This window comes from Pseudomonas sp. GW704-F2 (assembly GCF_059423025.1).
Window position 1 is genome coordinate 137,629 of the sequence record NZ_JBWKXO010000005.1, and the last position, 12,215, is coordinate 149,843.

The 12,215-nt window shown below is 62.3% G+C and carries 7 protein-coding genes; 1 reads left to right on the plus strand and 6 read right to left on the minus strand.

The features are described 5' to 3' along the window. Positions 1 to 52: 52 nt before the first annotated feature. Positions 53 to 967: a LysR family transcriptional regulator gene (locus AC07W0_RS06290; RefSeq protein ID WP_102617209.1), complete on the minus strand. Its 915-nt coding sequence runs from the start codon at positions 965 to 967 to the stop codon at positions 53 to 55. Positions 968 to 1,091: 124 nt separating this feature from the next. On the opposite strand from AC07W0_RS06290, the gene AC07W0_RS06295 reads away from it, so the two are divergent. Beyond that, a complete protein-coding gene (locus AC07W0_RS06295; RefSeq protein WP_026140391.1) occupies positions 1,092 to 2,360 on the plus strand; it encodes an MFS transporter in 1,269 nt (422 codons plus the stop codon). A gap of 11 nt (positions 2,361 to 2,371) precedes the next feature. Here the strand turns inward: AC07W0_RS06295 and AC07W0_RS06300 are convergent, their stop codons facing one another. The 5 genes from AC07W0_RS06300 to AC07W0_RS06320 all read right to left on the minus strand — a co-directional run bounded on the left by AC07W0_RS06300 (position 2,372) and on the right by AC07W0_RS06320 (position 12,207). Further along, a complete protein-coding gene (locus AC07W0_RS06300; RefSeq protein WP_046490810.1) occupies positions 2,372 to 2,881 on the minus strand; it encodes a cytochrome b/b6 domain-containing protein in 510 nt (169 codons plus the stop codon). A gap of 198 nt (positions 2,882 to 3,079) precedes the next feature. Further along, positions 3,080 to 4,147, minus strand: a complete 1,068-nt coding sequence (hemE, locus tag AC07W0_RS06305; protein WP_017849853.1) for a uroporphyrinogen decarboxylase — start codon at positions 4,145 to 4,147, stop codon at positions 3,080 to 3,082. Positions 4,148 to 4,389: 242 nt separating this feature from the next. Further along, a complete protein-coding gene (locus AC07W0_RS06310) occupies positions 4,390 to 5,808 on the minus strand; it encodes an FAD-dependent oxidoreductase (protein ID WP_017849854.1) in 1,419 nt (472 codons plus the stop codon). 32 nt (positions 5,809 to 5,840) lie between these two features. Further along, positions 5,841 to 10,286 (minus strand): glutamate synthase large subunit, encoded by a 4,446-nt coding sequence (gene gltB, locus AC07W0_RS06315; protein WP_046384965.1) that lies wholly within the window; start codon positions 10,284 to 10,286, stop codon positions 5,841 to 5,843. A gap of 352 nt (positions 10,287 to 10,638) precedes the next feature. Then, entirely contained in the window at positions 10,639 to 12,207 is a 1,569-nt protein-coding gene (locus AC07W0_RS06320; protein ID WP_102617210.1) for an SPOR domain-containing protein, read from the minus strand. Between the last annotated feature and the right edge of the window lie 8 nt (positions 12,208 to 12,215).

Genomic DNA, 12,215 nt, shown 5'->3' on the forward strand with positions numbered 1-12,215 from the left:
TCATCGCCGCGTCCTGCCTGGCTCTGCAAGCGCTGACAAAACGCAGCTGAACTCACCGCACCCCTAGCGCGCTGCGAACCGCCGCCTTACGCGTCAACAACTCCACGAACGCCTGCGCCATCGGCGTTTGCGCGCCCTTGCGCTGCACCAGCCATACCGCCGTCACCGCCTCCTGGTCGAGCAGGGTGCGATAGACCACGCCATCGATGCGGATGCGCTGGTAGGACGCCGGCAGCACCGACACGCCCAACCCCGCCGCGACCAACCCGATGATCGTCATCGCCTCCCCGGCTTCCTGGGCAAAGCGCGGGCTGAAGCCGGCGTCGCGGGCCAGGTTGAGCAGTTGCGCGTAGAGACCGCTGCCGTAGCTGCGCGGGAAAAACACGAACGGCTCCTCGGCCAACTGCGCCAGGTGCAAGCCCCGCTCGCTGCCTTGCACCAAGGGATGATCGGCGTTGAGCACCGCCACCAGAGGTTCGCGCATCAACTCCACCACACTCAGCGAGTCCGGCAACGGCAGCGGCCGCATCAAGCCGACCTGGATCGACTCATCCACCAGCGACTCGGCTACCTCGGTGCTGCTCATTTCCTGCAAACTCAGGTGGACCGCCGGGAACGCCTGGCGAAACGCAAAGATCGCCTGGGGGATGCTCGAATTGAACGGCGCCGACGACGTGAAGCCGATCTTCAGTTCGCCCAGCTCACCCAACTGCGCCCGGCGTGCCACATCCGCGGCCTTATCGACTTGCGCCAGCACCAGTCGCGCCTCGTGCAGGAACAAGCGCCCGGCTTCGCTCAGTTCGACCCGACGGTTGGTCCGCTCGAACAAACGCGCGCCCACCTCGTGCTCCAGCGCCTGGATCTGCTGGCTCAGAGGCGGTTGCGAGATGCCCAGCACCTGCGCGGCCCGGCCAAAATGCAGCTCTTCGGCGACGGCGATGAAGTACCGCAGGTGACGTAATTCCATAGCAGCCTCATTAGGTCGTTAAAGCTATCAAACAGGTCGAATAATATATTGGAAAGAATCATTAGGCAGCTATATTCTTTTTTGCATTGCCGGTCCTGGCAGGCTTTTCCTCCCCGAGGTCCCCGTGAAATCTGCTGTCGCTCCATTCGCTCAAGAAGTCCCGTCGACTGCCCTGGATAAAAGGGTGGAGCAGCTCACTGACACGTACATCGAAAAAGGCACACCGATGTTCATGCGGACCGTGCTGGCGCTGTTCTGCGGCGGCTTCGCGACGTTTGCCCTGCTGTATTGCGTGCAGCCGATGATGCCGGCGTTGTCCCACGAATTTTCCATCAACGCGGCGCAAAGCAGCCTGGTGCTGTCGGTGTCCACGGCGATGCTCGCCCTGGGCCTGCTGATCACCGGGCCGATTTCCGACACCCTGGGGCGCAAGCCGGTGATGGTCGCCGCGTTGTTCTGTGCCGCCCTGTCCACCATCGCCAGCGGCCTGATGCCGAGTTGGGAAGGGATTCTGCTGATGCGCGCGCTGCTGGGGCTGTCGCTGAGTGGCCTGGCCGCCGTGGCGATGACCTACCTGAGCGAAGAGATCCACCCGCAGCACATCGGCCTGGCCATGGGCCTGTACATCGGCGGTAACGCCATCGGCGGCATGAGCGGGCGCCTGATCATCGGCGTGTTGATCGACTTCGTCAGTTGGCACACCGCCGTGCTGATCATCGGCGCCCTGGCCCTGATCGCCGCGACGGTGTTCTGGAAAATCCTCCCCGAATCGCGCAACTTCCGCGCCAGCAGCCTCAAGCCGCGCAGCCTGGTGGACGGTTTCGTCATGCACTTCAAGGACGCGGGCCTGCCGTGGTTGTTCCTCGAAGCCTTCCTGCTGATGGGCGCGTTTGTGACGATGTTCAACTACATCGGCTATCGCCTGCTGGCCGACCCGTATGACCTGAGCCAGGCCGTGGTCGGCCTGTTGTCGCTGGTGTACCTCTCGGGCATCTACAGCTCGGCGAAAATCGGCGCGCTGGCCGACCGCCTCGGCCGCCGCCGTGTGCTGTGGGCCACCATCGTGTCGATGCTTGGCGGCATCGGCCTGACCCTGTTCACTCCGTTGTGGCTGGTGATACCCGGCATGCTGGTGTTCACCTTCGGCTTCTTCGGCGCGCACTCGGTGGCCAGCAGCTGGATCGGCCGTCGCGCGGTGAAAGCCAAGGGGCAAGCGTCGTCGCTGTACCTGTTCTGCTACTACGCGGGGTCAAGCGTCGCCGGCACCACGGGGGGGTTCTTCTGGCATTTGGCCGGGTGGAACGGGATTGGCGGGTTTATCGTCGCGCTGTTGCTCGGCGCGTTGCTGGTGGCGTTGAAGTTGGCGAAGTTGCCGCCGCTGGCCTCGGCTTGAGGCGCAGCGCCCTAGAACGACATCCGCACCATCACCCGCTTGCCCCGGCGCTCGTGCATAACCACGGCACCGATGTGCATCACCAGCATCAGCAACAAGGCCACGCAGGACAGCACATGCACGCGGGAGTACCAGACGATGCTGGCCGGGTCACTGTGAAACGGTGCGAAGGAGACCAGGTTAAAGAGGTTGATCGGGCGATCCATCATCAGTACCCCTGTTGCCAGCACCATTGCCAACACCACATACATGGCCTTATGCACCCATAGCGCCAGGTATTCCCGTGGTGAACGCCTGACGGAAAAATCCAGGCCGTGGGTAAAGGAGCAATAAACCCGCACGACAAACACCGGGATGTACAGGGTGGTCAATGACACATTGAAAAAAAACACCCACGCTTTGACCGAGGCCGGCACGGCGAATATCGTCACGACAGAACCTGACAATAGCGCCCACACGATGATGACGGCCGAAACCCAATGCAGCAGTTTCTGGCACGTTGAATAGTCAGCGGTATTCATCCAGCGATCACCTGACAACGGACGCCAATCACTGGCGAGTGGAAAAGTTGGGCAGGATTTTTTCTTGGGCGGACAACGGCAGCCGTAGGAGAAGTCCTAAAGACCACAGACTACCAAGGCAGGACTTAACAAGAGCTGAAGCGCAACGAGCCCCCGCCTGCCGGGCAGACGGGGGCTCGATTCAGGCGGGGACGCTGGTTACTCGTGATACTGCGCCGACAACTCATGCACCGCGCGCAAGAACGCGCCGGCATGTTCCGGGTTCACTTCCGGCGTAATGCCGTGACCCAGGTTGAACACATGCCCGCTGCCCTTGCCGTAGCTGGCCAGGATGCGCCCGACTTCAGTGCAGATGGCTTCTGGCTTGGCGTACAGCACAGTCGGGTCCATGTTGCCTTGCAGCGCAACCTGGTTGCCGACGCGACGGCGGGCGTCGCCGATGTCGCAGGTCCAGTCCAGGCCCAGGGCATCCGCGCCGGCATCGGCGATGCTTTCCAGCCACAGGCCGCCGCCCTTGGTGAACAGGATCACCGGCACTTTACGGCCTTCGTGTTCGCGGATCAGGCCGCTGACGATCTTGCGCATGTAGGCCAAGGAGAACTCCTGGTACGCCGCCGCCGACAGGTTGCCGCCCCAGGTGTCGAAGATCTGCACCGCTTGCGCGCCGGCCATGATCTGGCCGTTGAGGTACGAGGTGACCGACTGCGCCAGCTTGTCCAGCAGCAGGTGCATGGCCTGCGGGTTGTCGTAGAGCATGGCCTTGGTCTTGCGGAAGTCTTTCGACGAGCCGCCTTCGACCATGTAGGTGGCCAGGGTCCAGGGGCTGCCGGAGAAACCGATCAGCGGCACGCGGCCATTGAGCTCGCGGCGGATGGTGCTGACGGCGTCCATCACGTAACCGAGGTCTTTGTGCGGGTCCGGGATCGGCAGCGCTTCGATGTCGGCCAGGGTGCTGATGACTTTCTTGAAACGCGGGCCTTCGCCGGTCTCGAAGTACAGGCCTTGGCCCATGGCGTCAGGAATGGTGAGGATATCGGAGAAGAGGATGGCCGCATCCAGCTCCGGGTAGCGGTCCAACGGCTGCAGGGTGACTTCGCAGGCGAACTCCGGGTTCATGCACAGGCTCATGAAGTCGCCGGCCTGGGCGCGGCTGGCGCGGTATTCCGGCAGGTAGCGACCGGCTTGACGCATCATCCACACAGGGGTGACGTCTACGGGCTGCTTGAGCAGGGCACGAAGGAAACGGTCGTTCTTGAGGGCAGTCATGTCGGCATCCGCAAAAAAAGTACGGGCATTTTCTCAGAGCGCGACGCAAAAGGCACGGGATGAGCCGTGCCTTTTATCTATCGGGTTGATTTACGACAATCTCTTGGGCATATCAAAACCAAATGTGGGAGGGGGCTTGCCCCCGATTGCCGTGTGTCAGTCTCTGTATCTTTAACTGGACTACCGCTATCGGGGGCAAGCCCCCTCCCACATGTTGATCCCATTTCAACTCGGGATCGGGGTCAGACCTGCAGGTAGTCCAGGATACCTTCGGCGGCGTTGCGGCCTTCGAAGATCGCCGTCACTACTAGGTCAGAGCCGCGCACCATGTCGCCACCGGCGAAGATCTTCGGGTTGCTGGTCTGGTGCTTGTACTGGCCTTGTTCCGGGGCGACGACGCGGCCCTGGCTGTCGGTCTGGATCTGGAACTGCTCGAACCACGGCGCCGGGCTTGGGCGGAAGCCGAAGGCGATGACCACGGCGTCGGCCGGGATGATCTCTTCGGAACCCGGGATCGGCTCAGGGCTGCGACGGCCACGGGCGTCCGGTTCGCCGAGACGGGTCTCGACCACCTTCACGCCTTCGACGCGGTCTTCACCGACAATCGCGATCGGCTGGCGGTTATAGAGGAATTTCACGCCTTCTTCCTTGGCGTTCTTCACCTCTTTGCGCGAGCCCGGCATGTTCGCTTCGTCACGACGATACGCACAGGTCACCGACTTGGCGCCCTGGCGGATCGAGGTGCGGTTGCAGTCCATCGCGGTGTCGCCACCGCCCAGCACCACGACCTTCTTGCCTTTCATGTCGATGAAGTCTTCCGGCGACTTTTCAAAGCCCAGGTTGCGGTTGACGTTGGCGATCAGGAAGTCGAGCGCGTCGTACACGCCCGGCAGGTCCTCGCCGGCAAAGCCGCCCTTCATGTAGGTGTAGGTGCCCATGCCCATGAACACTGCATCGTATTCGGCGAGCAGTTGTTCCATGGTCACGTCTTTGCCGACTTCGGTGTTCAGGCGGAACTCGATGCCCATGCCGGTGAACACTTCACGACGATTGCTCAGCACGGTTTTTTCCAGCTTGAACTCGGGGATGCCGAAGGTCAGCAGGCCGCCGATTTCCGGGTTCTTGTCGAACACCACCGGGGTCACGCCGCCACGCACCAGCACGTCGGCACAGCCCAGGCCCGCCGGGCCCGCGCCGATGATCGCGACGCGCTTGCCGTTCGGCTTGACCTTGGACATGTCCGGGCGCCAGCCCATGGCGAAGGCGGTGTCGGTGATGTACTTCTCCACCGAACCGATGGTCACCGCGCCAAAACCGTCGTTGAGGGTGCAGGCACCCTCGCACAGACGGTCCTGCGGGCACACCCGGCCGCAGACTTCCGGCAGGGTGTTGGTCTGGTGCGACAGCTCGGCGGCGGCGAGGATGTTGCCCTCGGCCACCAGTTTCAGCCAGTTGGGAATGAAGTTGTGTACCGGACACTTCCATTCGCAATACGGGTTACCGCACCCCAGGCAGCGGTGGGCCTGGTCGGCCGACTGCTGGGGTTTGAAGGGTTCGTAGATTTCCACGAACTCTTTCTTGCGTTGACGCAACAGTTTCTTCTTCGGATCTTTGCGCCCGACATCGATGAACTGGAAGTCGTTATTCAGACGTTCAGCCATGTTAAAACCTCATCAAACTCTTCAGGCGCATATCACTGCGGGTTGGCACGGATGCTGGAAAGCAACGATTTCAGGTTGGCAGCCTTGGGCTTGACCAGCCAGAAACGACGCAGGAAATCATCAAGGTTCTCGGCGAGGTTACGACCCCATTCGCTGCCGGTTTCCTCGACGTACTCGTCCAGCACGTGCTGCAAGTGGTTACGGTGGGATTCCATCGCTTCGCCGCTGATCCGCTGGATCTCGACCAACTCGTGGTTGACCCGGTCGACGAAGGTGTTGTCCTGGTCGAGCACGTAGGCGAAACCGCCGGTCATGCCCGAACCGAAGTTGTAACCGGTCTTGCCCAGTACTGCGACAAAGCCCCCGGTCATGTACTCGCAGCAGTGATCGCCAGTGCCTTCCACCACGGTGTGGGCACCGGAGTTACGCACGGCGAAACGCTCACCGGCGGTACCCGCGGCGAACAGCTTGCCGCCGGTGGCGCCGTACAAGCAGGTGTTGCCGATGATGGCACTGTCCTGGGTCTTGTAGACGCTGCCTTTAGGCGGAACGATCACCAGCTTGCCGCCGGTCATGCCCTTGCCCACGTAGTCGTTGGCGTCACCTTCCAGGTACATGTGCAGGCCGCCGGCGTTCCACACGCCGAAGCTCTGGCCCGCGGTGCCCGTGAAGCGGAAGGTGATCGGCGCCTTGGCCATGCCTTGGTTGCCGTGCTTGCGCGCGATTTCGCCGGAGATGCGTGCGCCGATGGAGCGGTCGCAGTTGCAAATGTCCAGGCTGAATTCGCCGCCGCTGGCGTCGTTGATCGACGAAGCGGCCATCTCGACCATCTTCTCGGCCAGCAGGCCTTTGTCGAACGGTGGGTTGCGGTCCACCTGGCAGAATTGTGGCTTGTCTGCCGGGATATGATCGCTGCCCAACAGCGGCGTCAGGTCCAGGTGTTGTTGCTTGGCGGTCTGGCCTTCGAGGATGTCCAGCAGATCGGTGCGGCCGATCAGCTCTTCGAGGGAGCGCACGCCCAGCTTGGCCAGCCACTCACGGGTTTCTTCGGCGACGTAGGTGAAGAAATTCACCACCATGTCGACGGTGCCGATGTAGTGATCCTTGCGCAGCTTCTCGTTCTGAGTGGCGACGCCGGTGGCGCAGTTGTTCAGGTGGCAGATGCGCAGGTATTTGCAGCCCAGGGCGATCATCGGCGCGGTGCCGAAGCCGAAGCTTTCGGCGCCGAGGATCGCGGCCTTGATCACGTCGAGGCCGGTTTTCAGGCCGCCGTCGGTTTGCACCCGGACCTTGCCGCGCAGGTCGTTGCCGCGCAAGGTCTGATGCGTCTCGGCCAGGCCCAGCTCCCACGGTGCGCCAGCGTACTTGATCGAGGTCAGCGGCGAAGCGCCGGTGCCGCCGTCGTAGCCGGAGATGGTGATCAGGTCGGCATAGGCCTTGGCCACACCGGCGGCGATGGTGCCCACGCCGGCTTCGGCGACCAGTTTCACCGAGACCAGGGCCTGCGGGTTGACTTGTTTGAGGTCGAAAATCAGCTGCGACAAGTCTTCGATCGAGTAGATGTCGTGGTGCGGCGGCGGCGAAATCAGGGTCACGCCCGGCACCGCATAACGCAGCTTGGCGATCAGACCATTGACCTTGCCGCCTGGCAGCTGGCCGCCTTCACCGGGCTTGGCGCCCTGGGCGACTTTGATCTGCAGCACTTCGGCGTTGACCAGGTATTCCGGGGTTACACCGAAACGGCCAGTCGCCACTTGCTTGATTTTCGAGCTCTTGATGGTGCCATAGCGCGCCGGGTCTTCGCCGCCTTCGCCGGAGTTGGAACGCGCACCCAGGCGGTTCATGGCTTCGGCCAGGGCTTCGTGCGCCTCGGGCGACAAGGCGCCCAGGGAAATACCGGCGGAGTCGAAGCGCTTGAGGACCGATTCGAGCGGTTCGATTTCGCTGAGGGCCAGCGGCGTATCCAGGGTTTTCACCTTGAACAGGTCGCGGATCATCGACACCGGACGGTTATCCACCAGCGCGGTGTATTCCTTGAACTTGGCGTAGTCGCCCTGCTGCACAGCGGCTTGCAGGGTGCTGACCACGTCCGGGTTGTAGGCGTGATACTCGCCACCGTGTACGAACTTGAGCAGGCCGCCTTGCTGGATCGGCTTGCGCGCACTCCAGGCTTCGGCCGCCAGGGCTTTCTGCTCGGCTTCGATGTCGACGAAACGCGCACCCTTGATGCGGCTCGGCACACCACGAAAGCTCAGCTCGCAGACTTCTTCCGACAGGCCAATGGCCTCGAACAACTGCGCGCCACGGTAGGAAGTGACGGTGGAGATGCCCATCTTCGACAGGATCTTCAGCAGGCCCTTGGTGATGCCTTTGCGGTAGTTCTTGAACACCTCGTAGAGGTCGCCCAGCACTTCACCGGTACGGATCAGGTCACCGAGCACTTCGTAGGCGAGGAACGGGTACACCGCCGAAGCGCCGAAACCGATCAGTACCGCGAAGTGGTGCGGGTCGCGGGCGGTGGCAGTTTCCACGAGGATGTTGGAGTCGCAGCGCAGGCCTTTTTCGGTCAGGCGGTGATGGACCGCGCCGGTGGCCAGGGAGGCGTGGATCGGCAGCTTGCCCGGTGCGATGTGACGGTCGGTCAGCACGATCTGGGTACGCCCGGCGCGCACGGCTTCTTCGGCCTGGTCAGCGACATTGCGCACCGCGGCTTCAAGGCCGAGGCTCTCGTCGTAGTTCAGGTCGATGATCTGGCGGTCGAAGCCCGGACGCTCCAGGGTCATCAGCGAACGCCACTTGGCCGGGGAAATGACCGGCGAGCTGAGGATCACGCGGGAGGCGTGCTCAGGCGATTCCTGGAAGATGTTGCGCTCGGCGCCGAGACACACTTCCAGGGACATCACGATGGCTTCACGCAGCGGGTCGATCGGTGGGTTGGTCACCTGGGCGAACTGCTGGCGGAAATAGTCGTATGGCGTGCGAACGCGCTGGGACAGCACGGCCATCGGCGTGTCGTCGCCCATCGAGCCGACCGCCTCGTAGCCTTGCTCGCCGAGCGGACGCAGCACCTGGTCGCGCTCTTCGAACGTGACCTGATACATCTTCATGTACTGCTTGAGCTGGTCGATGTCGTAGAACGCCGAACCGTGGTCGTTGTCTTCCATGGTCGCCTGGATGCGCAGGGCATTCTTGCGCAGCCATTGCTTGTACGGGTGACGGGACTTCAAGCGGTTGTCGATCGCATCGGTGTCGAGGATCTGCCCGGTTTCGGTGTCCACGGCGAGGATCTGGCCAGGGCCGACGCGGCCTTTGGCGATCACATCTTCCGGCTGGTAGTTCCACACGCCGATTTCCGACGCGAGGGTGATGAAACCGTTGGTGGTGGTCACCCAACGCGCCGGGCGCAGACCGTTACGGTCGAGCAGGCACACCGCGTAGCGGCCGTCGGTCATGACCACGCCGGCCGGGCCGTCCCACGGTTCCATGTGCATCGAGTTGTACTCATAGAACGCCCGCAGATCGGGGTCCATGGTCTCGACGTTCTGCCACGCAGGCGGAATGATCATCCGCACGCCACGGAACAGGTCGATGCCGCCGGTGACCATCAGTTCGAGCATGTTGTCCATGCTGGAGGAGTCGGAGCCGACGCGGTTGACCAGCGGGCCGAGCTCTTCCAGGTCCATCAAATCGTTGGCGAACTTGGTGCGACGGGCCACGGCCCAGTTGCGGTTGCCGGTGATGGTGTTGATCTCGCCGTTGTGGGCGAGGAAGCGGAATGGCTGGGCCAGCGGCCATTTCGGCAGGGTGTTGGTGGAGAAGCGCTGGTGGAACACGCAGATCGCGGTTTGCAGGCGCTCATCGCTCAGGTCCGGATAGAAGGCGGTCAAGTCCGCCGGCATCATCAGGCCTTTATAAATGATGGTCTTGTGCGAAAAGCTGCAGATGTAGTGGTCGGTGTCGGCGGCATTCGACACGGACGAGCGACGACGCGAGGTGAACAGCTTGATCGCCATGTCCTGGTCGCTCAGGCCGTCGCCCGCGATGAACACTTGTTCGATCTGCGGCAGGCGCTCCAGGGCCAGGCGGCCGAGCACACTGGTGTCGATCGGCACTTTGCGCCAGCCGACGAGTTGCAGGCCAGCCGCGAGGATTTCGCGGTTCATGTTCTCGCGAGCGGCTTCGGCTTTGACCGGGTCCTGGTTGAAAAACACCATGCCCACGGCGTACTGCTTGGGCAGCTCGACCGCGAAATGCTGTTTGGCGATGGCGCGCAGGAACAGGTCGGGCTTTTGAATGAGCAAGCCACAACCGTCACCGGTCTTGCCGTCGGCGTTGATCCCACCGCGGTGGGTCATGCAGGTCAGGGCCTCGATGGCCGTTTGCAAAAGGGTATGACTGGGCTCGCCCTGCATATGGGCAATCAGGCCGAAACCGCAGTTATCCTTGAATTCATCGGGTTGGTACAGACCTGCTTTCATAGACACTTTCTCACCAGGCTGCCTCTTATATCGAGGCAAATTTCTTTTCAATTCAACCAGTTACCTTCCACGCCGAACGTTCGCCGGCTTTGCAGGGGCAAAAGGGAGGTCATTGTACACACCGACACAGACGCTCACAAATTTAGCGACGAGATGTCGCAAATCTATGTCGCATTTATGAAAGGTTTAAAGCGATATGCTGTGCTAGTCAAAACTTTTTTTAATTTTGACCGCTACGACTCAAAAGCCACTGTGACGCAGACACCACAATGCGCGCGGCCTTGAGGGCTGCACGCACTTGCGGTTTTTTTTGAGGTGCCGGGAGGGCGGCCTGGGTAAGGCCGCCGAATCTTCAGCGAGTTGCTGCCAGTTCTTGTTGAACGCTGGCAACAGTGCGAGGCCAAGGTTTACCAGCCTGAACCTTCGCTGGCAAGGCTTTGATAGCGGTATCGGCGGCGGCACGGCTGGAGAAGCTGCCGTAAGTGATCACGTAAAGCGGCTTGCCGTTGAGCACCTTCTTGAAATAACGGTACTCGCCGCCCTGCTCTTTGACGAAGGCTTGAGCATTGGCTTCAGAGCTGGTGCCGAGGATCTGCACCACGAAGTTACCGCTGGGCTGGCTGGTGTACCAGCTGCTGCCGGTGGCGCCGGCCTTGGCGACAGTCACCGGTTTTTCCGCCGGTTTGGCGGCCGGGGCCGGAGCTGGCTTGGCGACAGGCGCTGGCGCGACCGGCTTGGCGACAGGCGCCGGTTTGGCGGTCGCGACCGTAGGCGCAGGTACAGGCACAGGCGTTGGTTTTGCCGCCGGTTGACCGGCAGGCACGCCCACTGGCGGCGCGGTGGTGGTCACGGTCGGCGGTGTGCTGCTGGAGCCTTCCACTGGCACGCCGTCGTCGCCTTCGGAGATACCGCCGGCCGCTTCGGCGAGCGGGCCGCGCATGACAGGCTGACCGACCATCGGCAGGTTGGTCGGTTGGCCGGAGTTGGCGAACTCGACATTCGGCGTGGGTTTACCCAGTGGTAACTGCGCCTGTTCGGTTGGCGCGCCGGCAGGCGTCGGTGCCTTGCTGCGACCCGGGATCAACCAGGCGGCGGCGACAGCGACCACGACAACGGCGGAAATAGCCAATACGTGCTTTTTAGGCATAGTGAACCCCATCTTTGGACGCTTGACCGCAGAGCGGCTGGCAATCATGGCTTCAATCATCGCATCGCGGGCAACCTGGTTGATGGTGCCAGGCCAGCCGTCGGAGCTTTCATGAATATCAGAGATCTGCTGAGCGGAGAAAAGTTCGATGCCCTGCCCGGCGCCTTCGAGGCGTTGTGCCAGGTATTCACGGGTTTCTTCCTCTTCATACGGCTGCAATTCGATGACGTGGAACAGCTCCTGCTCGCCGCTGATCTGCTCCAGAGCGGCGATCAGGGACGATTCACCGAACAGGAACACATGCGGACGACCTTCCGGCGTACCCGCCGCCAGCGCCAGCAGCGCTTCGAGGGCCGACTCGTCAAGCTGCTCGGCGTCGTCCACCAGCAGGTAGACTTCCTGGCCGGTCAGGCCCAGTTGCACCACTTGCTTGAGAATCGCATTCGGCTCGGCGCTGGCAACGTCCAGGGCCTGGGCCACCTGACGCAGCACGCCCGCAGCATCGCCGGCGCCACGCGCCGACACCACTACGCTTTGCACCGATTGCTTGTTAGTGCTGGCGACCAGCGCCTGGCGCAGCAGGGTCTTGCCGCTGCCCAGCGGGCCGGTGACGACCAGCAACAGCTGGCTGTAGCGCGCGAGGTGATGCAACTGCCCGAGCACCGACTTGCGCTGCGCAGGGAAGAATTTGAAACCAGGCACCCGTGGAGCGAAGGGGTCGTGGCTTAACTGGTAATGGCCGAGGAACGCCTCGTCGGCATGCAAACTAGTCATCGGGCTCT